We start from the raw sequence: 21,453 nt of genomic DNA, 5'->3' as shown, positions 1-21,453 counted from the left end.
CATGGGGCTTTTTATTCAACCCAACTGGCCCCTTTTTAAACCGGTGCCTGGCCCGTTTTTATCCCGGTGTTGACACTCGGTGAAACGCCATGTCGAAGCGCTTGTCGCCTTGCGCCGGGGCGTGCAACAACAGCGCCAGACGGCAGGAGAGGGTGAGTGGCGATGGGTTTCAAGGCATTCTGGGATCGGCACATGGTGCCCCGGCTGATCCGCACGTGCTGCGGCGCGGACGGGATCATGGAGTTGCGCGGGCAGGTCGTGCCCAAGGCACGCGGCGCGGTGTTCGAGATCGGCTGCGGCGGCGGCTACAACCAGCAGTTCTATGACAAAGGCGCGGTGACGTCGTTCGCGGGGATCGATCCATCGGACAAATTGCTCGATTTCGCGCGTGCGGAAGCGGCGAAGAAGGGCTGGGCGGCGGATATCCGCCACGGCGTGGGCGAGGCGATTCCCTTTGCCAGCGAGAGTTTCGACACAGTGGTATGCACTTACACCCTGTGCTCGGTGAGCGATCCGCAGCGCGTACTCTCTGAAATGCGCCGTATCCTGAAGCCGGGCGGGCAATTCCTGTTCCTCGAGCACGGCAGCGCACCTGATGAGGACGTCCAGCGCTGGCAGCAGCGGATCGAGCCATTCTGGAAACCGATTGCCGGTGGCTGCCATCTGACGCGGCCAGTGACGGCAGCCGTGCGGCATGCCGGCTTTGAAGTTGAGCCGATCGGCAAAGGCTATCTGCCCGGCAATCCTCGCTGGGCAGCGTGGATGGAATGGGGCACCGCAACGCGCCTCGCCTGAAACGGCGCCCGGCCCCAAACGAAAGGCCCTCCCCGGTGCGGTACCGGGGAGGGCCTTCGTGTTTCCGTGCCTGACTGGTCTGGTTCAGGCGCCGAAAGTACGCTGCCACCAGCCGCGACGCGGCTCGCTCGGCTTGTCGTCAGCCGGAGCAGTCTCGTTTGCCGGCACTGCATCGGGCGACGGCGCTTCAACTGCCGCTTCCGGTGCGGGCTCCGGGGCAAGCGCTTCCTCTGCAGGCGCAGCGGGGGCCTCAGCCTCGGGCGAATCGCTCTTCTTGCGGCGCGAGCGCTTGGGCTTGGCGGGGGTTTCCGCTTCGACTTCCGCCGCTGGCTCAGCCGCAGGCGCCTCGGCGACGGCCTCCGCGACCGGCGTTTCCGCTTCGGCGGCATCGGCCTTCTTGCGGCGCGAGCGCTTGGGCTTGGCGGGGGCCTCGGCTTCGGCCACGACCTCGACCTCGACCGCTACCGGCTCGGCAGCAGGCTCGGAGGCCGGGGCCTCTGCGTCAGCTTCAACCGGCTCGGCATCCACCTTGCGGCGACGCGAGCGGCGCGGCTTGGCAGGAGCTTCCTCGGCGGCCTCGGCCGGAGCGGGTGCCTCGACAGGTTCGGCAGCTTCGTCGCCGGGGGCATCGCCGGCCTGAGCCTCGTCACCGTCCGCTTCGTTGCCCTGCGTCTCACCGCCTTGCGCTTCGCCGTCACCACGGCCACCACGCCGACGACGACCACGGCGGCGGCGCTTGCGTGGGCCGCGCTCGTCATTGCGATCCTCGGTGCGCTCGCCGCCTTCGCTGCGCTCGCCGTCCTCATCGCCTTCGTCGTCACCTTCAGCTTCACCGCCTTCGCCTTCGTTGGCGGCCGACGGGGCGATTTCGTTGCCATCGCGATCACGGCCACGGCCCCGACGGCGCTTGCGGCGCTTGCGCCGACCGCCTTCGCCATCGCCCTCATCACGCTCGCGGCGTTCGCTCCGCGGCTCGTCCTGAGCCTCGGCGTCTTCGTCGTCGCCGTAATCTTCGTCCTCATCGGTGTCCGTTTCCGGTTCGATGATCGGTTCGAAGCGCGGCACGAACGAGGGCTTGGGCCCGCGCGAGGCGACGCGCATCTTGGCGCCTTCGTTCTCGCCTTCGGGGATCACCTCGACCGTCACGCCATAGCGCATCTCGATCTCTGCAAGATCGGCGCGCTTGGCATTGAGCACGTAGATTGCGGCTTCCTGGCTGGCATAGAGCGTGATGATCGTGCCCTTGCCCTTGGCTGCCTCGTCCTCGATCATGCGCAGCGCCGAAAGGCCTGCCGAGGAGGCCGTGCGCACGAGGCCCGAGCCGTCGCAGTGCGGGCAGGCGCGGGTCGTGGCTTCAAGCACGCCGGTGCGCAGGCGCTGGCGGCTCATTTCCATCAGACCGAAGCCTGAGATGCGGCCGACCTGAATGCGCGCGCGGTCGTTGCGCAGCGCGTCCTTCATGGCCTTCTCGACCTTGCGGACGTTGGAGCCGTACTCCATGTCGATGAAGTCGATCACCACCAGCCCGGCCATGTCGCGCAGGCGCAGCTGGCGGGCGATTTCGCGTGCAGCTTCAAGGTTGGTGCTGACCGCGGTCGCCTCGATCCCGTGCTCCTTGGTCGAGCGGCCCGAGTTGATGTCGATCGAGACGAGCGCCTCGGTCGGGTTGATTACCAGGTAGCCGCCGCTCTTCAGCTGGACGACCGGATCGTACATTGCGGTGAGCTGGTCCTCGGCGCCATAGCGCTGGAACAGCGGCACCGGATCGGCGTACTGCTTTACCCGCTTGGCGTGGCTGGGCATCAGCAGCTTCATGAAGTCCTTGGCCGCGCGGTAGCCATGCTCGCCCTCGACAACGACTTCCTCGATGTCGCGGTTGTAGATGTCGCGGATCGCGCGCTTGATGAGGTCGCTATCCGAATGGATCAGCGCGGGCGCGGAGGACTTCAGGGTGCGTTCGCGGATCTCGTCCCACAGGCGGGCAAGGTAGTCGAAGTCGCGCTTGATCTCGGGCTTGGTGCGCTGGAGACCGGCGGTGCGCACGATGCAGCTCATCGTGCGGGGCAGCTCGAGCTCGGCCATGATCGACTTGACGCGCTTGCGGTCAGCGGCCGAGTTGATCTTGCGGCTGATGCCGCCGCCATGGCTCGAGTTCGGCATCAGCACGCAGTAGCGGCCGGCGAGGCTGAGGTAGGTGGTGAGGGCGGCGCCCTTGTTGCCGCGCTCTTCCTTGACGACCTGGACGAGGAGCACCTGGCGGCGCTGGATCACGTCCTGGATCTTGTAGCGGCGGCGCAGCGCCATGCGGCGGGCGCGCAGATCGTCGGCCTCACGCGCCTGGGCACGCGGAGCGCGCTGGCGACGGGGACGGCGCGAGCGGCCGCCTTCGTCTTCTTCGCCATCTTCGCGCGTATCGCCTTCAGCGTCTTCGGCTAATTCATTGTCTTCAAAGCCATTTTCGACAACGCCGCCCTCGATCGTGGCAACTTCATCCTTCTCCGAGGTATCGACTTCGGTGACGCCTTCGTCGCCGTCGTAATCGTAACGGTCGTCGCCGCCATCCCCCTGATCGTCAAATTCGTCGAGTTCGTCACCTTCGGCCTCGTCAGCGGCGCGCAGCGCGGCTTCTTCCTCGGCGTGGGCGGCTTCCTCAGCAAGGAGACGCTCGCGGTCTTCCTTGGGGATCTGGTAGTAATCGGGATGGATTTCGCTGAAGGCGAGGAAGCCGTGGCGATTGCCGCCAAAATCGACGAATGCCGCCTGCAGCGACGGTTCGACGCGGGTTACCTTGGCGAGATAGATGTTGCCCTTGATCTGCTTGTGATCGGCAGATTCAAAATCGAACTCTTCAATCCGGTTGCCATTGAGCACCGCCACCCGGGTTTCTTCCTGGTGGCGCGCATCGATCAGCATGCGCGTGGTCATTATAAAGTCTCCAGCCGCGCGGCCACGGGGGTGAACCCGGGTTCTGGGCGCGGTTCAATGTGAAAGCGCGATAGCCATGATGGCCGGGCCCGGTTGCGACCGGGACGGCATGAAGGCGTTTCGCGAATGCGGATTTGCCGGTTCGGAGCGCGGGAAAGGCCGCTTTTGCGTGCCCGATGCGCTCGCCGCCCGGCGGCGGTTGGTGCGTGTCTGCCCCGAGGATGGTCCGTGGCGACTGGCACGGACCGATGCACGCCAAGCCTGTGCGGGCCCCTGCGGGGCTCCTCGGCTCGAACGTTGCACGGATTTCCATCAAGACATCAACCTCTGGCGCGAAAGAAGCTGGGCTTGCCCGGTGCCTCTTCGCTGGTACTTCAGGTTCGGGCAAAAACCGTTCCAGGGCAACGCCTTGTCCCGTCAATCTGCGATGCGCGCGGTGGCACTGCAACACGGTGCGGGGGCGGAGCCGAGGCCGATCCGGGCTCGTTCCAGATTGGCACTGCTAGCACCGGATTTGCCAACCAGCAATTAAAACCATGACAGGAAAGCTGCGGTCCGGTGGCTCTCCGGTGGAACGCGTAACAATTCCTGCTGGACCGCCCGGCAGTCTGCATTGCATAGCCGCGAGCCATGAGAGGGCGTGTGCTGATATGGGTGGTGCTGGGTGTGGCGTTGGCCGTCATGACGGCAGCGGCGATCCTTGTAGCTCTGTCCTTCGCCAAGCCTGCCGGTATTCCTGCCAACGTCATCCGGATCGCCTTGCCATCGGGCGCGGCGCAGATCGGACTGCCCCGGATCGACGGGCCTGCCGATGCAAGCCGGCCGCTGGTGGTGATCGATGCCGGGCATGGCGGACACGATCCCGGCGCCAGCGGGCAGCGCGGCCAGCGCGAGAAGGCGATCACGCTCACGCTCGCACTGGCGCTGCGCGATGCGCTGCTGGCGGATGGCCGCGTGCGCGTGGCACTGACGCGTGACAATGACCGCTTTCTGGCGCTGGAGGAACGCTCGGGCATTGCCCGTCGGCTCAAGGCCGATCTTTTCCTATCGATCCATGCCGATGCCTCGGAATCCCCCGACGCGACCGGGGCGACGGTCTACACGCTGTCCGACCGTGGCTCGGACGCGATTGCCGATGCGGTCGCGCGGCGGGAAAACAAGGCGGACACGGTTAACGGCGTCGAACTTGGCGGCAAGTCGGACAGCGTGACGGCAATTCTGGTCAGCCTCTCGCAGCGCGAGATGCGCGAGCGATCCAAGGCCTTTGCCGCGCTTGTCCTGCGTGAGGGTCAGGGCAAGGTGCGCTTCCACACCGACCCGGAACGCGAGGCGGCGTTCGTGGTGCTCAAGTCGCTCGACCTGCCCTCCGCGCTGATCGAGGCGGGCTACATCAGCTCTCCCGACGATGCGAGCGCGCTGGCCAATCCGGGCTGGCGCAAGGACTTTGCCGGGGCGGTGGCTTCGGCAATCGAGATCTATCTTGCGCGGACCAATGTCGCCTCGGCCCTTCCCTGACGCTGGCCACTGGCATTCCCGCAAAAGGCCATGCTAAGGCCCGCCCCAGATGGCGAATGATCCCAACCTTCCCGGCAGCGATGGCACTTCGGTGCGTTGGCGCATCGAGCGCAATGCAGCCGGCATTCTGGGCCGGGCGCGGGAACTCTGGCGCTCGCAAGTCTGGGTGCGTCGCGCTGGCTATGCGCTGGGCGTGCTGGCGGTGCTGTATGCGATCCTGTGGGTCACGGTGATCCGCACGCTGCCCTCGGCAGACAAGCTCCTGACCTATCAGCCGCCACTGCCGACGATGGTGCGCGGCAATGACGGCGAGATCGTCTCCAGCTATGCGCGCGAGCGGCGGGTGCAATTGCGCTATGTCGACTTTCCCGAGCCGCTGATCCACGCGTTTCTTTCGGCGGAAGACAAGTCGTTCTTCAGCCACGGCGGAGTCGACATTACCGGCCTGATCGGCGCGATGGTGGACTACACGCTGAAGTTTGGATCGGGCGAGCGCGCGCGCGGCGGCTCGACCATTACCCAGCAGGTTGCCAAGAACATCCTGATCGGCAACGAATATTCAGTGACGCGCAAGCTCAAGGAAATGATCCTCGCGCGGCGCATCGAGAGCGTGCTGACCAAGCAGCAGATCCTGGAACTCTATCTCAACGAGATCCCGCTTGGGCGGCAGAGCTTCGGCGTGCAGGCGGCGGCGCGGGCCTATTTCGACAAGGACGTAGGCGACCTCAAGCTGCATGAAGTCGCCTTCCTGGCGATTCTGCCCAAGGCACCGGAAACTTATGGCCGCGCCAAGTTTGCCGGAAAGGCGCTCGAACGGCGGGCTTATGTGCTCGACCAGATGGTCAAGAACGGCTGGGCGACCTCTGCCGAGGCGGCCGAAGCCAAGGCGCAGCCGCTCGGCCTCGTGCCACGGCGGTCTGAAAACTTTACGGCGGATGCGGGCTATTTCCTCGAGGAAGTGCGGCGCCAGTTGATCGACAAGTTTGGCGAGAATGCCGACAACGGCCCCAACAGCGTCTACGCGGGCGGCCTGTGGGTGCGCACGTCGCTCGATGCCGAGCTTCAGACGGCGGCGCAGGCGGCACTGCGCAACGGCCTGCTGCGGTTCAGCGGCGGGCGGGCGTGGAGCGGACCGATCGCCAAGCTCGACGTATCGGGGAACTGGCAAGCCGAACTGATCACCAGCAATCTTTCGATCCGCTATCAGGACTGGCGCATCGGCGTGGTGCTGTCCCGGCGGGGGAATGACGGGCGGATCGGCTTTGCCGATGGCAGCACCGGGCCGCTATGGGCGATGCCGCAGGCGATGAAGGCGGGCGATGTGATCGCGGCGGCGCCTTCGGGCGGCGGCTGGGCGGTGCGGGTGATCCCTGAGGTTTCCGGCGGCATGGTGGTGGAAGATCCGCAGAGCGGGCGCGTGCTCGCCATGCAGGGCGGGTTTGATGCGCGCCTCGGCTCGTTCAACCGCGCGACGCAGGCAGTGCGTCAGCCCGGATCGACAATCAAGCCGTTCGTCTATGCGACCGCGCTCGACAACGGGATGACGCCGGCCTCGATGATCCTCGATGGCACGTTCTGCGTCTATCAGGGTGCGGCGCTGGGGCAGAAATGCTTCCGCAACTTCGGCAATGAAGGCGGATCGGGCAGCCACACGATGCGCTGGGGCCTTGAGCAATCGCGCAACCTGATGACGGTGCGCATTGCCAACGATGTGGGCATGGACAAGGTGGTCCGCACGATCAAGGGTGTCGGGATCGGGGACTACCAGCCTTACCTTTCGATGGCGCTGGGTGCGGGCGATACGACCGCGGCGAAGATAGCCAATGCCTATGCCGCGCTTGCCAATCATGGCCGCCAGCACGAACAGACGCTGATCGACTATGTGCAGAACCGCGACGGCAAAGTGATCTGGAAGGCGGACAACCGCGATTGCTCGGGCTGCAACATGGCGCAATGGGATGGCAAGCCGATGCCGCGGATGAAGCCGACCGGCAAGCAGGTGATCGACCCGCGCACCGCCTATCAGGTGGTGCATATGCTGGAAGGCGTGGTGGTGCGCGGCACGGCGCTGACGCTGGCTGATCTCAAGCTGCCTCTGTTCGGCAAGACGGGCACGACCAGCGGCCCGACCAACGTGTGGTTTGCCGGCGGCTCGACCGATATCGTGAGCGCACTTTATCTTGGTTATGACCAGCCGCGCAGCCTTGGCGGCTATGCCCAGGGCGGCCGGATTGCGGCGCCGATCTTCAAGGACTTCGTGCAGCTGACGCGCAAACGCTGGAGCGATACGCCGTTTACCGTCCCCGAAGGCATCCGCATGGTGAAGATCGACCGGGTGACCGGACGGCAGGTATTCGGCGGGACGCCCGAGGATTATGTGCGCCAAGCCTCGGTGATCTGGGAAGCGTTCAAGCCCAACAGCGAGCCGACGCGCACTTTCCGGCCCGAGGACCAGACGCTCAAGGAAGCGGTGCTCGAGGCGATCCGCAAGGCGCGGGCGGCAAAGGGCGAGGCTGCAGGCGAGGATGTGCCGGTGGAAGAGGGCGACTTTGTCGAGGACAAGGGCGGGATCTACTGAGGCTGCGCCAGGCTCGCAGGAAAATGGGGACAGTCCCCGAGAAAAAGGGGGACAGTCCCCATTTTCCTGCACCATTTGCCGGTTCCCGCTCCGCATTCTTGCTGATAGGCTCCTGCCCATGATCAAGCATGCTCTTGCCGCTGCTGCGGCGCTCGCCCTTCTTGTCCCCGCTTCGGCCAACGCGGAACTTGCGCAAGGCGCGGTTGCGCCCGATTTCACGACGATGGGCGCCCTTGCCGGCAAGCCGATGAAGGTGAGCCTCAAGGCGATGCTGGCGAAGGGGCCGGTCGTGCTCTATTTCTACCCCAAGGCGTTCACCTCGGGCTGCACGATGGAGGCGCATGCCTTTGCCGAAGCGACGGGCGATTTCGCGAAGGCGGGTGCAACCGTACTGGGCATGTCGAACGACGATCTGCCGACCTTGCAGAAGTTTTCCACCGCCGAATGCCGCGACAAGTTCGCTGTGGCAGCCGCCACCAAGGACGTGATCAAGGCCTATGATGTGTCGCTCAAGGTGGCGGGCGTCTCCAGCGGTCTGACCAAGCGCACGAGCTATGTGATCGCGAAGAACGGCAGGATCGTGATGGTCCATTCGGATATGGACTACAAGGACCACGTGAAGCTCACGCTTGAGGCCGTGAAGAAGCTCAAGAAGGGTTGACGGCGTAGCCGGGCCACCGGCGCCTCTTTACAAGGCGCGCTGCTTCGCTAAGCGGCTCGGTTCGTAAGCCATGCCGCTGCGTTCAGCGGTAGGGCTCCCGCAATCTGGAGTGAGACACGTCATGCGTGCCGAAGGGCAGGCCCATATCGACCGCATCGAGGCCGCGCTGCGGCTGGTGCGCAAGTTCCTTGACTGGGACCGCGCTGTCCGCCGGCTCGATGAACTCAACGCGCGGGTTGAAGATCCGAAGCTGTGGGATGATCCCAAGCAGGCCGAAGCGGTGATGCGCGAGCGGCGGCGGCTGGAAGCCTCGATCGGCGCGGTGAACGAGATCGGCGCCGAAATGGCCGATGCGATCGAATTCGTCGAGCTGGGCGAGATGGAAGGCGATGACGCGACGGTGGCCGAAGGGCTCGCCACGCTGGCGGCGCTGGCCGAGCGCGCGGATGCCGACAAGGTCCAGGCGCTGCTGGCGGGCGAGGCGGACGGGTCCAACGCGTTCCTCGAAGTTCATGCAGGCGCCGGCGGCACCGAAAGCCAGGACTGGGCCGAAATGCTGCAGCGGATGTATACGCGCTGGGCGGAGCGGCATGGGTTCAAGGTCGATCTGCTCGATTATCACGCGGGCGAAGCGGCGGGGATCAAGTCGGCGACGCTGCTGATCAAGGGCGAGAACGCCTACGGCTATGCCAAGACCGAGAGCGGCGTGCATCGGCTGGTGCGGATCAGCCCCTATGACAGCTCGGCGCGGCGGCACACCTCGTTCAGTTCGGTCTGGGTCTATCCCGAGATCGACGACAATATCGAGATCGAGATCAATCCGGCCGACCTCAAGATCGATACCTACCGCGCGTCCGGAGCAGGCGGGCAGCACGTGAATACCACCGACTCGGCGGTGCGCATCACGCACGTGCCTTCGGGCATCATCGTGGCGAGCCAGATCGACCGCAGCCAGCACAAGAACCGCGCGACCGCGATGGGGATGCTGAAGGCGCGGCTCTATGAGGCCGAACTCGCCAAGCGCGAGGCTGCGGCGAGCGGCGAATATGCCGCCAAGACCGAGATCGGCTGGGGGCACCAGATCCGCTCCTATGTGCTGCAGCCCTATCAGCAGGTGAAGGACCTGCGCACGGGCGTGGTCAGCACCAATCCGACCGATGTGCTCGATGGCGCGCTCGATCCATTCATGGCTGCGGCGCTGGCGCAGCGGGTGACGGGCGAGAAGGTCACCGTGGAAGACGACGATTGAGCACGCGCTTCGTCGTTTGGGCGGGACTGCTGTCTTTGGCGGCCTGCCGCGCCGATGCGGGAGACACCGACCGTGCACCGCAGAACCGCGCGTTTCCCCGGGCCGACCGACCGGTGGCCAAAGTCGTCTCGACGCAGTGGTCGAACGAGGAACTGCGCGACAGGAAGGGCGAGGCGACGAGCGTGATGGACGAGGCAGGGGTGGCCCCGGGCATGACCGTTGCCGATATCGGCGCGGGCGAGGGGTACTACACGGTGCGGCTGGCCGCGCGGGTGGGCGCGAAGGGGCGCGTGCTGGCGCAGGATATCGACGAGGGCGCGCTGGGCCGGCTCGGCGCGCGGATCGAGCGCGAACAACTCACCTCGGTATCGATCAAGCAGGGCGCAACCGATGATCCTGGTCTGCCGCCAAAGAGCTTCGACCGCGTGTTCATGATCCACATGTACCACGAGATTGCCGAGCCCTATCCGTTCCTGTGGCGGCTCTGGCCGGCGCTCAAGCCCGGCGGGTCGGTCGTCGTCGTCGATGCGGACCGGTCGACCGACCAGCACGGAACGCCGCCCGCGCTGCTTTTTTGCGAATTCGAGACAGCGGGCTTTCGCTTGACCGCGTTTCGCCGTAAGCCGGATCTGTCAGGCTATTATGCTCAGTTCGTACCTGCGGGCAGCGGGCCGCCTGAGCCGAGCAAGATGCGATCGTGCCACGCCGGTGCCAATGGCTCCGCTGGCAAGGTTGGGGGTCTCTAAGGGAAGACGATGTCTGCGTTCAAAGGTTTGAAGCCGATCCTGTATGGCGGCCGCGAAGTGTGGCCTCTGGTCGAGGGCGGCAAGGGTGTGGCGGCGACCAATCACATGAGCTCGGGCGCATGGGCCGCTGCGGGCGGGATCGGCACGGTCAGCGCGGTGAATGCCGACAGCTATGACGCGACTGGCAAGATCATTCCGCAGGTCTACGAGCAGCTCACGCGCAGGGAACGTCACGAGCAGCTGATCCGCTACGGCATCGACGGCGCGGTCGAGCAGGTAAAGCGCGCCTATGATCTGGCGAGCGGCAAGGGCGCGATCAATATCAACGTCCTGTGGGAAATGGGCGGTGCGCAGCCGATCCTCGAAGGCGTGCTGGAGAAGACCCGCGGCCTCGTGGCGGGCGTCACTTGCGGCGCGGGCATGCCCTACAAGCTGGCCGAAATCGCCGCGCGCCATGCGGTGAACTATCTGCCCATCGTGTCCTCGGGCCGCGCCTTCCGCGCGCTGTGGAAGCGGGCTTACCACAAGGTCCCCGAACTGCTCGGCGCGGTGGTCTATGAAGATCCTTGGCTGGCAGGCGGGCACAACGGCCTTTCCAACGCCGAAGACCCGAAGAAGCCCGAAGACCCGTACCCGCGCGTGAAAGTGCTGCGCGAAGTGATGCGCACCGAAGGCGTGCCAGACAGTGTGCCGATCGTGATGGCCGGCGGCGTGTGGTTCCTGCGCGAGTGGGACAACTGGATCGACAATGACGAGCTTGGCAGCATTGCCTTCCAGTTCGGCACCCGGCCGCTGCTGACTCAGGAAAGCCCGATCCCGCAAGGGTGGAAGGACCACCTGCGCACGCTTGATCCGGGTGATGTGCTGCTGCACCGCTTCTCGCCGACAGGGTTCTATTCCTCTGCCGTGCTCAACCCGTTCCTGCAGACGCTCGTTGCCCGCTCCGAACGGCAGATTCCCTATTCCAAGGTTGCGGCAGGCGAGCACACCGTGCAGCTCGACGTGGGCGTCAAGGGCAAGAACTTCTGGGTGACCCCGGCAGACCGCGACCGCGCGCGGACATGGTTCGGGGCGGGCTTTACCCATGCGCTGCGCACGCCCGACGATACCATCGTGTTCGTGACAACGACGGAGCGCGAGGAAATCCAGCAGGACCAGAAGGACTGCATGGGCTGCCTCTCGCACTGCGGGTTCTCCTCGTGGAAGGACCACGACGACTACACCACCGGGCGCCTCGCCGATCCGCGCAGCTTCTGCATCCAGAAGACATTGCAGGACATTGCGCACGGCGGACCGGTTGACCAGAACCTGATGTTTGCCGGCCGCGCCGCCTATCGGTTCAAGCAGGACCCGTTCTATTCCAACAACTTCACGCCCACCGTGAAGCAACTGGTGGACCGCATCCTGACGGGGGACTGAGGCAGTGCGGGCTCATCCTGGCCCGCCCCGCACCGGGGCGCCGCCACGCTGGCGCTGGGCGCTGGAATTCCTTGCCCTGCCGCAGATACAGACCGCGCCTTTCCGCCGCCCGGTCGTGGTGCCGCCGTTCGGGCGCGGGCAGCCGGTCATCGTGGTGCCGGGGCTGCTTTCCAACGACCGCTCGACTGCCCTGCTGCGCAATTCGCTGCGTACGGCCGGGTTCGTTGTCGAGGGATGGGGGCAGGGCCTCAACACCGGTGCCCGGCCCGCGCAGATCGCCCGTCTTGAAGCGCAGCTGTGCGATCTTGCCGCGCGCACGGGCAAACCGGTTGTGCTGATCGGCTGGAGCCTTGGCGGCCTGTTTGCGCGGGTGCTGGCGCAGCGGCACCCGGATGCCTGCCGGCTGGTGATAACGCTGGGTTCGCCCTTTTCCGGAGACCGACGGGCAAACAATGCCTGGCGCGTTTACGAGGCGCTCAACGATCATACGGTTGATGAACCGCCCTTTCCCGAGGACCCTGGAGTGAAGCCGCCGGTGCGGACGATTGCGGTCTGGTCAAGGCGCGACGGAATCGTCGCTCCGGCTTGCGCCGCGGGTGAGGCGGGGCAGGCGGACCGGGTGATCGAGGTGCCGTTCAAGCACTTCGAAATGGCCAGCGTGCGCGGTGCAGTGGCGGCGGTACTGGGCTTGCTGCGCGAGGAATTGGGGTAACCTCCTGCCTCAATCAGGAGACCATCAAAGACCCTGGCAAAGCGACAGTCGGCGCAGCTTTGCTGTCAAAGCCTTTCCGAGGCTCGGTTCGAGGCTCCGGCCGCGTTGCATTCGAAGCGACGCGTTGATCGGGGCGGGCGTTCCGGAGCGGGATCGTTGCAGCCTGATCCCTTGCGACTTTTCTGCAGCAGGTTTGCGGGGCCGTCCGGCGGGTTCAGGTGCTGGCAAGTTTGCCATGCTAGAGAAGGGACTTCACCTGCGAGGCTGCCATGAATACCTCACGCTTGTTCCGAGGACTCTTGTTTGCATTACCACTTTCGCTGCTGCTGTGGTGCGGCATTCTCGTGACCACACTCCACGAGATGCCGGCGAGAGAGCGACACTTCGTGAGCCGGAAAATGCACCATCTGGTTCATGTCCTGGGCCATCCAATGCGGGACGCTGAACGGCTTTTTGGCTGACGCTGCCGGGTCGGCCTTTGCGTCGGCCTTTATTTCATTCGAACTCCCACGCGCGTTCGCCGTGGCTGGTGAGGTCGAGGCCTTCGCGTTCCTCGTCCTCGGTCACGCGCATCGGGATCACCATGGCGACCGCGAGGGCGCAGATGACGGTGCCGAGTGCGCTCCAGGCGGCGACGGCGCCGACGCCGGCGGCCTGCGCGAAGATCTGGCGGAAAAGGCCCATGCCTTCGGCATAGCCGGTGCCGCCGAGCGACGGTTCGAGGAAAACCGCGAGCAGGATCGAACCCACGATTCCGCCCACGCCATGAACGGCGAAGACATCGAGCGAATCGTCGATCTCGATGCGGCGCTTCACCAGCAGGATCATCGGGTAGCAGACCAGCGCTGCGGCAAGGCCGAACAGGATGGCCGCGCCGGGGGCGATGTATCCTGCGGCGGGGGTGACCGTGGCAAGGCCCGCGACCGCGCCAGTGGCAAAGCCCACCGAAGTCGGCTTGCCGATGCTGATCTTTTCGATGGCGAGCCATGCGAGAGCTGCGGCACAGGCGGCGGCGTGGGTGTTGATGATGGCAGAGGCGGCGTCATCCGTGGCGGTGAGCGCAGAGCCGCCATTGAAGCCGAACCAGCCGACCCACAGCATGGCCGCGCCGATCATCGTAAGCGCGGGCGAATGCGGCATCATCTGCGTCTTGGGGAAGCCGGTGCGCTTGCCGAGCAGCAGCGCCACGACCATCGCGGAAACGCCTGCGGTGGCGTGGACAACAATGCCGCCGGCAAAATCCATCGTGCCAAGGCGGCTGGAAAGCCAGCCACCGCCCCAGACCCAGTGCGCGACGGGGGCATAGACGATCAGGCTCCATAGTGCCGAGAACGCGACGACCCAGCCGAAACGGGCGCGATCGACCCAGGCGCCGACCATGAGCGCCGGGGTGATCGCGGCAAACATCATCTGGAACAGAGCGTAGGCGCTTTCGGGAACGAGCGTGCCTTCGCGCACATTGCCGAGCTGGCCGAGCATCCAGACCGAGCCGCCGCCCAGCCAGCCGCTCGAGACCGGGCCGAAGGCGAGCGTGTAGCCGACCACGATCCACAGCAGCGAGGTGATCGCGGCAATGGCGCCGATCTGGATGGCGACGGCGAGGAAGCCCTTGGCGCGGACGAGGCCGCCATAGAACAATGTCAGGCCGGGCAGCGTCATCAGGAGGACAAGCGCGCAGGACGTCAGCAGCCATGCGGTATCGCCGCTATCGGCGGCGTCGACAGCCTCGGCGGCCTGGGCATGGCCAAGCGCGGGCAGCACAAGCGCGCTGACGGCAAGCGCCACCGCCAAGACCTTCTTCATTCCGAACTCTCCCCCACGCGACTCGTTCGTGTTCTTATGCCCAGCCTTCGAGGACCTGATCGGGCGGACGATGCCCATCGGCCCAGAAACGGATATTGGCAATAACCTTGTCGCCAGAAGCCGTGCGCCCCTCGAAAGTTGCGCTGCCCATGTGCGGGAGGAGCGAGACATTGCCGAGCGCGAGGAGGCGCGGATCGATCTTCGGTTCGTGCGCGAAGACATCGAGCCCGGCCCCGCCGATGCGACCAGCCTGCAGCGCCTCGATCAGCGCGTTCTCGTCCACCACATCGCCGCGCGTGGTGTTCACGAGGTAGGCCTCGGGCTTCATCAGCGCGATGCGTCGCGCGTCCATCAGGAGGTGCGTTTCGGGCGTGGAGGGGCAGTGCAGCGTGACGATATCCGCCTCGCGCACGAGGGTATCGATGTCGGCTTCGTAGCGTGCGCCGACCATCCGCTCGAACGCTTCGGGAAGGCGCTGGCGGTTGTGGTAGACGATGTCCAGCCCGAAGGCGCGGGCGCGGTGGGCGACCGCCTGACCGATGCGGCCCATGCCGATGATGCCGAGGCGCTTGCCACTGATACGGTGGCCAAGGAGCGTGGACGGCGCCCAGCCAGCCCAATCGCCCGAGCGGATCACGCGGCCGCCTTCGGCAAGGCGGCGCGAGACGGCGATGATGAGCGACATCGTCATGTCCGCCGTATCGTCGGTGAACACGCCGGGGGTGTTCGTCACGAGGATTTTCCGCGCACGAGCCGCCGACAGGTCGATGTGATCGGTGCCGGCGCCGAAGCTGGCGATGAGGCCGAGCTGCGGGCCGGCGGAAGCGATGAGGTCTGCGTCGATGCGGTCCGTGACGGTGGGGACGAGGACGTGCGCTTCCTGCATCGCGGCACGGATTTCTTCCTGCGAGAGCGGGCGGTCATCCGGGTTCAGCGTCACGTCGAACAGCTCGGCCATGCGCGCCTCGGTCTCGGGCAGCAGGCGGCGGGTGACGAAGACGCGGGGGCGGCCTTCGATCCGGCGGGTGGGCCGGTAGTCGGAGCTGTGAGCTGTCGCGGACATGGCCTATCGCTATGCCGCCTCGCTGCTCCCGGTCAAGCACCCGGTTGCCCGGTTCGACGAATGCTGTATCGCAGACGGTGCGGCGATGATGGAGGAAGCTTGAGCGTGGGACTGCCCGGAAAGCGATTTGCGTTCCTGATGCTGCTGTCGGTGCTGGTGGCCGCGCCGGCGCGCGCGGCGGATGACGAGAATGGCCCCTACTGGGCCTCGCTGCGCGGCCAGCCGGCCAACCTGCGCGTGGGCCCGGGGCGCGAATACCGCATCAGCTGGGTCTATGTGCGCGCGGGGCTACCGATGAAGGTGCTGCGCTCGATCGGCGGCTGGCGGCTGGTCGAGGATATCGACGGCGCGCGGGGATGGATGCTGGCACAGTTCCTGACGCGCACGCGCACCGCGACGGTGAAGGGCGCCGTGGCGGAAATCCGCGAGAATTCGGATGGCGGCGGACGGTTGCTGTGGCGCGCGGAGCCCGGCGTGACGGGCACGCTTGGCGAATGCGGGCCGGCCTGGTGCAAATTCGATATCGCTGGCCGGCGCGGGTTTGTAGCCAAGACCGCGGTTTGGGGCGCGGAATAGGGGCCCGCTTCCGCAGGCCCCTCCGGATTCTTGCTTAGACCAGTTCGATCGCGACCGCCGTCGCTTCGCCGCCGCCGATGCAGAGGCTGGCGACGCCGCGCTTCTTGCCGTGGCGCTGGAGCGCGCCGATCAGCGTGGTGACGATGCGCGCGCCCGAAGCGCCGATGGGGTGACCAAGCGCGGTGGCGCCGCCGTGGACGTTGATCTTCTCGTGGCTGATGCCGAGATCGTGCATCGCGAACATGGCGACGCAGGCGAAAGCCTCGTTCACTTCGAACAGATCGACATCGCCGACGCTCCACCCGGCGCGGTCCAGCAGCTTGGTGATGGCGCCGACGGGGGCGGTGGTGAAGTCCTTGGGCGCCTGCGCATGGGCGGCCATGGCGACGACGCGGGCGACAGGGGTGAGACCATCGGCGGCGGCGACACTCTCACGCGTCAGCACCAGCGCGGCGGCGCCGTCGGAGATCGAGGACGAAGTGGCGGCGGTGATCGTGCCGTCCTTGGCGAAGGCGGGCTTGAGGGCAGGGATCTTGTCCGGCTTGCCCTTGCCGGGAGCCTCGTCGGTATCGATCACGGTCTCACCGGCGCGGCTGACGACCTTTACCGGCGCGATTTCGGCGACGAAGGCGCCTTCGGCAATCGCGGTCTGCGCACGGCGGAGGGATTCGATGGCGTAGGCGTCCTGCTGCTCGCGCGTGAGCTGGTATTCGTTGGCGGTATCCTGCGCGAAAGTGCCCATCGCGCGGCCTGCCTCATAGGCATCTTCGAGGCCATCGAGGAACATATGGTCATAGGCCGTATCATGGCCGATGCGCGCGCCCGAGCGGTGCTTCTTGAGGAGGTAGGGTGCGTTCGTCATGCTTTCCATGCCGCCCGCGACGACCATGTCGATGGAGCCCGAAGCGAGCGCCTCGGCGCCCATGATCATGGCCTGCATGCCCGAGCCGCAGACCTTGTTGACGGTGGTCGCCTGCACTGAAGTCGGCAGCCCGGCATGGATCGCGGCCTGGCGCGCCGGAGCCTGACCGAGGCCGGCGGGCAGCACGCAGCCCATGTAGACGCGGTCGACCTTATCGCCCGCTATGCCGGCGCGCTCGACTGCGGCCTTGACGGCGGTCGCGCCGAGTTGGGTGGCAGGGACATCGGACAGCGCGCCTTGCATCGCGCCCATCGGGGTGCGCGCGAAGGAGAGGATGACAACCGGATCGGCAGCAGAGAATTGGGCCATTGGAAACTTTTCCTGTGCTATGGGACCGCGCCAGGCCCCGGTTACTGCTTTGCATGTAGCCCTCGGGAATGACGAATTCAATTCGCGGGGTGAGACGCAAAGCAATGCAAGGTCCGTGGGCATGCTGATCGTGTTCATCCTTGGCGCGATGGTGCTCGGCGCGGTGATCGGGAGCTTCCTCGGTGTCGTTCTGATCCGGATGCCGGACGGGCGGCCGCTGGTGGCAGCCCGTTCGGCTTGCGATACCTGCGACAAGGAACTGGAGCCTCTCGAACTGGTGCCGGTGCTTTCGTGGGTGATCCAGGGCGGCAAGTGCCGCGAATGCGGCTCTGCGATCGATCGCTGGCAGTTGGCGGCGGAGCTGGGCGGGGCAGCGATCGGCGCGATTGCCGTGATGCTGAGCTACTTCCCGGTCTGGGCGATGCTGCTGGGCTGGCAATTGCTGCTGCTGGCCATGCTGGACTTGCGCCACATGTGGCTGCCGCGCCAGCTTTCGGCGCTGCTGGGCGCCACTGGCGCGCTGTTTGCGCTGGTCATGGGCTATTGGGCCGATGACGTGATGATTCTTGTCCAGTCGATGGTCGGCGGCGTGTTCGGGTTCGCGGCGCTGTGGCTACTGGGGCAGGGATATCTCGCCTGGCGCGGGCAGGAGGGGCTGGGCGGAGGTGATCCGCCGCTGCTGGGCGCCATCGGGCTGTGGCTTGGACCGCTGGGGGTGATCCACACTTTGCTGGTGGCGAGCCTTGGCGGGCTGGCGGTGGCTGCCGTGTTGTGGCGCGCCGGCCGGGAGGTGAGACCCGATACGATGCTGCCACTCGGAACCTTGCTGGCGGTGGCGGCCTGGTCGGTGTTTCTGTGGCAGGGACTATGATACTGCAAATCACTATCATTCAGCAATCATTCGTATGCAGTGCCAAAGGGCGCGGAAAACTGCGAGATTGCGGGCCTTCCACAGATAAAAGCTTGGATTTTGAGCCTCATCGGGCCATGCCGCACTTGCGCACAAGGCCTGCCGGGACTAGGGCGCCCACGACATAGAAACAGGCGAGTCAATCCTTTGGCCGAGCAACTGCCCTATCTCGCGCACTATCTGCCGATCCTCATCTTCCTCGGCATCGCGCTCGCGCTTTCGTGCGTGTTCGTGTTCCTGCCGATGGGCGTTTCGCGGCTCACCGGGGCGCACAACCCCAATGCCGAGAAGCTCAGCGAGTATGAATGCGGCTTCCCTGCGTTCGAGGACCCGCGGAGCCAGTTCGACGTGCGGTTCTACCTCGTCGCGATCCTGTTCATCATCTTCGACCTTGAAGCGGCGTTCCTGTTTCCCTGGGCGGTGAGCCTGAAGGAAAGCGGCTGGGCCGGGTGGGGCACGATGATGGTGTTCCTGTTCGAGCTGATCATCGGCTTCATCTACGCCTGGAAGAAGGGCGCGCTGGATTGGGAATGAGCAATATGACGTCCTCATCGATCATCCCGGCGACGGCGGCTGACATGCCGTCCGCGCCCGACGCCGCTTTCTTCGACAGCCTGAATGCCGAAGTTTCCGACAAGGGCTTCCTCGTCACTTCGACCGAGGAGCTGTTCCAGTGGGCGCGCACCGGCTCGCTGTGGTGGATGACCTTCGGGCTTGCCTGCTGCGCGGTGGAGATGATCCACGTGAACATGCCGCGTTATGACATGGAGCGCTTCGGCGTTGCCCCGCGCGCTTCGCCGCGCCAGTCGGACGTGATGATCGTGGCCGGCACGCTGTGCAACAAGATGGCCCCGGCGCTGCGCAAGGTCTACGACCAGATGTCGGACCCCAAGTATGTGATCTCGATGGGGTCGTGCGCCAATGGCGGCGGCTATTATCACTACAGCTATTCGGTGGTGCGCGGCTGTGATCGCATCGTGCCGGTTGATATCTATGTCCCTGGCTGTCCGCCGACTGCCGAGGCGCTGCTTTATGGCGTGATGCAGCTGCAGCGGAAGATCCGCCGCGTCGGCACGATCGAGCGTTGAGAGGGCTGCCGAAATGACCGTGCTTCATTCCGCCCCCCGCTACGCTCCCTTTGACGGCGTGCTGGAAACACTGAGCGGCGCGCTTGGCGCTGACGTGATTTCGGCGCGCGAGCAGCATGGCGAGATCGTCATCCATGTCGTGCGCGAGCGGATCGTCGAGGTGCTGCGGGCGCTGCGCGATACCCATGAATACCAGCAGCTGATGGACATCGCGGGCGCGGACTATCCCTCGCGGCCCGAGCGCTTCGAGGTGGTCTACTGCCTGCTTTCGCTGACGAAGAACCACCGCCTGATCGTCAAGGTCTCGACCGACGAGGCGACTCCGGTGCCGACGGCGACGGTGCTTTGGCCCAACGCCGGCTGGTACGAGCGCGAGGTCTACGACATGTACGGCGTGCTCTTCGCCGGGCACCCGGACTTGCGCCGCATCCTGACGGACTACGGCTTCCAGGGCCATCCGTTCCGCAAGGACTTCCCGCTGACCGGCTATGTCGAGCTGCGCTATTCCGAAGAGGACAAGCGCGTCGTCTACGAGAAGGTCGAGCTGGCGCAGGACCTGCGGCAATTCGATTTCATGAGCCCGTGGGAAGGCGCCGAATACGTGCTGCCGGGCGACGAAAAAGCCGGTGAGGGGGGCAAGCCATGAGCCTGAGCCTTGAACAGTCGCCGACGACCGGCGACGAGGTCATCACCAACTACACGATCAACTTCGGCCCGCAGCACCCGGCGGCGCACGGCGTGCTGCGCATGGTGATGGAGCTCGACGGCGAGATCATCGAGCGCATCGATCCGCATGTCGGCCTGCTCCACCGCGGCACCGAGAAGCTGATCGAGCACAAGACCTATCTGCAGGCGCTGCCCTATTTCGACCGGCTGGACTACTGCTCGCCGCTGGCGATGGAGCACTCCTATGTGCTGGCGATTGAGAAGCTGCTGAACATCGAAGTGCCGCTCAGGGCGCAGTATCTGAGGGTGCTGTTTGCCGAGCTGACGCGCATCTGCAACCACATGCTGAACCTCGGCAGCCACGTCATGGATGTCGGCGCGATGACGCCGAACCTGTGGCTGTTCGAAATCCGCGAGGATTGCCTCAACTTCTTCGAACGCGCTTCGGGCGCGCGCATGCATGCGGCGTGGTTCCGCCCCGGCGGCGTGCATCAGGACGTGCCGCTCAAGCTGCTGACCGACATCGCCGACTGGCTCGATACGCGCCTGCCGCAACTGTTCGAGGACGCGATGAGCCTCGTGGTCGACAACCGCATCTTCAAGCAGCGCAATGTCGATATCGCGGTGGTGAGCCGCGAGGACGCGATTGCCTGGGGCTTTTCCGGCCCGATGATCCGCGCGGCGGGCATTCCGTGGGATCTGCGCAAGAGCCAGCCCTACGACGTCTATGACCGCATGGACTTCGAGATCCCGGTGGGCACGCGTTCGGACTGCTACGACCGGTTCATGGTCCGCGTCGAGGAAGTGCGCCAGTCCGCGCGCATCATGAAGCAGTGCCTGGCCGAAATGCCGGAAGGGCCGATTTCGAGCACCGACCGCAAGGTCGTGCCGCCCAAGCGCGGCGAGATGAAGCAATCGATGGAAGCGCTGATCCATCACTTCAAGCTCTACACCGAAGGCTTCCACGTGCCGGCGGGCGAAGTCTACGTCGCGACCGAAAGCCCCAAGGGCGAGTTCGGCGTCTATCTGGTTTCGGACGGCTCGAACAAGCCCTACCGCTGCAAGATCCGCCCGACGGCCTTTAGCCACCTGCAGGCGATGGACTTCATGTCGAAGGGGCACATGCTGCCCGACGCGACCGCCATTCTGGGCGCGATCGATGTGGTGTTCGGGGAGTGTGACCGGTGAGCAAGCTCGCCACCGCCACGGCCATGATCGAGGCCTACAACGCGCAGGATGCGGACCTTTATGTGTCCTATATGACCGACGATGCCTGCGAGGCGGGCTATCGCGGTACGGTGGTGCGTGAAGGCAAGGAAGGCACGCGCGAAGGTCTGAAAAAGATGTTCGCCGAGTTCCCCGAGAACCGCGCCGAGATCGTCAAGGCCTACGAGCTGGGCGAATATGTCGTGCTGCATGAGTTGGTGCGGCGTTCGGCGGCGGCGGAGCCGTTCGAGGTGCTCACGATCTACAGTTTCGAGGGCGACAAGTGCGCCCGCGTGGAGTTCATTCGCTG

Annotated in this window: 18 protein-coding genes and 1 pseudogene; 15 read left to right on the top strand and 4 right to left on the bottom strand. The window is 65.5% G+C overall.

The genetic code is table 11. The features are described 5' to 3' along the window. Positions 1-162 precede the first annotated feature (162 nt). Entirely contained in the window at positions 163-795 is a 633-nt protein-coding gene (locus tag K5Q19_RS13445; protein ID WP_292946053.1) for a class I SAM-dependent methyltransferase, read from the top strand. Between the two features lie 84 nt (positions 796-879). Here K5Q19_RS13445 and K5Q19_RS13440 read toward each other — a convergent pair whose 3' ends face one another. Further along, the gene (locus K5Q19_RS13440; RefSeq protein ID WP_292946044.1) at positions 880-3,720 is read right to left on the bottom strand and encodes a ribonuclease E/G; all 2,841 of its coding nucleotides are present in this window, start codon (positions 3,718-3,720) and stop codon (positions 880-882) included. A 642-nt stretch (positions 3,721-4,362) separates the two neighbouring features. On the opposite strand from K5Q19_RS13440, the gene K5Q19_RS13435 reads away from it, so the two are divergent. The 7 genes from K5Q19_RS13435 (at position 4,363) to K5Q19_RS13405 (ending at position 12,600) form a co-directional block, all read left to right on the top strand. Next, positions 4,363-5,235 (top strand): N-acetylmuramoyl-L-alanine amidase, encoded by an 873-nt coding sequence (locus tag K5Q19_RS13435; protein ID WP_292946041.1) that lies wholly within the window; start codon positions 4,363-4,365, stop codon positions 5,233-5,235. 49 nt (positions 5,236-5,284) lie between these two features. Further along, positions 5,285-7,813 (top strand): transglycosylase domain-containing protein, encoded by a 2,529-nt coding sequence (locus K5Q19_RS13430; protein WP_292946038.1) that lies wholly within the window; start codon positions 5,285-5,287, stop codon positions 7,811-7,813. Positions 7,814-7,931: 118 nt separating this feature from the next. Continuing rightward, positions 7,932-8,474: a peroxiredoxin gene (locus K5Q19_RS13425; RefSeq protein ID WP_292946035.1), complete on the top strand. Its 543-nt coding sequence runs from the start codon at positions 7,932-7,934 to the stop codon at positions 8,472-8,474. 121 nt (positions 8,475-8,595) lie between these two features. After that, positions 8,596-9,723 (top strand): peptide chain release factor 2, encoded by a 1,128-nt coding sequence (gene prfB / locus K5Q19_RS13420; protein ID WP_292946032.1) that lies wholly within the window; start codon positions 8,596-8,598, stop codon positions 9,721-9,723. After that, positions 9,720-10,469: a class I SAM-dependent methyltransferase gene (locus K5Q19_RS13415; RefSeq protein ID WP_292946029.1), complete on the top strand. Its 750-nt coding sequence runs from the start codon at positions 9,720-9,722 to the stop codon at positions 10,467-10,469. Before prfB ends, K5Q19_RS13415 begins: the two co-directional genes overlap by 4 nt. A 9-nt stretch (positions 10,470-10,478) precedes the next feature. Beyond that, positions 10,479-11,888: a nitronate monooxygenase gene (locus K5Q19_RS13410; protein ID WP_292946026.1), complete on the top strand. Its 1,410-nt coding sequence runs from the start codon at positions 10,479-10,481 to the stop codon at positions 11,886-11,888. 4 nt (positions 11,889-11,892) lie between these two features. Further along, positions 11,893-12,600 carry an alpha/beta fold hydrolase gene (locus K5Q19_RS13405; RefSeq protein WP_292946023.1) on the top strand — a complete coding sequence of 236 codons (708 nt, stop codon included), beginning with the start codon at positions 11,893-11,895 and terminating at the stop codon, positions 12,598-12,600. Positions 12,601-13,095: 495 nt separating this feature from the next. Here the strand turns inward: K5Q19_RS13405 and K5Q19_RS13400 are convergent, their stop codons facing one another. Together K5Q19_RS13400 and K5Q19_RS13395 are read right to left on the bottom strand one after the other, a co-directional pair. Continuing rightward, positions 13,096-14,403, bottom strand: coding sequence for an ammonium transporter (locus K5Q19_RS13400; RefSeq protein ID WP_292946020.1), 1,308 nt, complete (start codon positions 14,401-14,403; stop codon positions 13,096-13,098). A 34-nt stretch (positions 14,404-14,437) separates the two neighbouring features. Further along, the gene (locus K5Q19_RS13395) at positions 14,438-15,466 is read right to left on the bottom strand and encodes a D-glycerate dehydrogenase (protein WP_292946017.1); all 1,029 of its coding nucleotides are present in this window, start codon (positions 15,464-15,466) and stop codon (positions 14,438-14,440) included. Positions 15,467-15,571: 105 nt separating this feature from the next. Here K5Q19_RS13395 and K5Q19_RS13390 point away from each other — a divergent pair, with 105 nt between their 5' ends. Continuing rightward, on the top strand, positions 15,572-16,042 hold the full coding sequence (locus K5Q19_RS13390) for an SH3 domain-containing protein (RefSeq protein WP_292946014.1): 471 nt from the start codon (positions 15,572-15,574) through the stop codon (positions 16,040-16,042). A 34-nt stretch (positions 16,043-16,076) separates the two neighbouring features. Here the strand turns inward: K5Q19_RS13390 and K5Q19_RS13385 are convergent, their stop codons facing one another. After that, a complete protein-coding gene (locus K5Q19_RS13385) occupies positions 16,077-17,273 on the bottom strand; it encodes an acetyl-CoA C-acyltransferase (RefSeq protein WP_292946011.1) in 1,197 nt (398 codons plus the stop codon). Positions 17,274-17,394: 121 nt separating this feature from the next. Between K5Q19_RS13385 and K5Q19_RS13380 the strand changes: the two genes are divergently transcribed. The 6 genes and pseudogenes from K5Q19_RS13380 to K5Q19_RS13355 form a co-directional block, all read left to right on the top strand. After that, positions 17,395-18,144, top strand: a complete 750-nt coding sequence (locus K5Q19_RS13380; RefSeq protein WP_292946008.1) for an A24 family peptidase — start codon at positions 17,395-17,397, stop codon at positions 18,142-18,144. Between the two features lie 198 nt (positions 18,145-18,342). Continuing rightward, positions 18,343-18,717 carry an NADH-quinone oxidoreductase subunit A gene (locus K5Q19_RS13375; protein WP_292946051.1) on the top strand — a complete coding sequence of 125 codons (375 nt, stop codon included), beginning with the start codon at positions 18,343-18,345 and terminating at the stop codon, positions 18,715-18,717. Then, on the top strand, positions 18,714-19,271 hold the full coding sequence (locus tag K5Q19_RS13370; protein WP_292946006.1) for an NADH-quinone oxidoreductase subunit B: 558 nt from the start codon (positions 18,714-18,716) through the stop codon (positions 19,269-19,271). The genes K5Q19_RS13375 and K5Q19_RS13370 overlap by 4 nt, the downstream gene beginning before the upstream one ends. Before the next feature lie 13 nt (positions 19,272-19,284). Then, positions 19,285-19,896: pseudogene (locus K5Q19_RS13365) on the top strand (NADH-quinone oxidoreductase subunit C); the annotation flags it as partial. 17 nt (positions 19,897-19,913) lie between these two features. Beyond that, positions 19,914-21,125: an NADH-quinone oxidoreductase subunit D gene (locus tag K5Q19_RS13360; RefSeq protein WP_292946003.1), complete on the top strand. Its 1,212-nt coding sequence runs from the start codon at positions 19,914-19,916 to the stop codon at positions 21,123-21,125. Next, positions 21,122-21,453 (top strand): nuclear transport factor 2 family protein (locus K5Q19_RS13355; protein WP_067908815.1); only part of this gene is annotated, 332 nt, incomplete at its 3' end. The genes K5Q19_RS13360 and K5Q19_RS13355, both read left to right, overlap by 4 nt.

The sequence above is a fragment of the Novosphingobium sp. genome (genome assembly GCF_019748365.1).
Classification (GTDB): domain Bacteria; phylum Pseudomonadota; class Alphaproteobacteria; order Sphingomonadales; family Sphingomonadaceae; genus Novosphingobium.
Note: the sequence above shows the minus strand (reverse complement) of the source record. Positions and strands in the feature narration are given on the sequence as shown.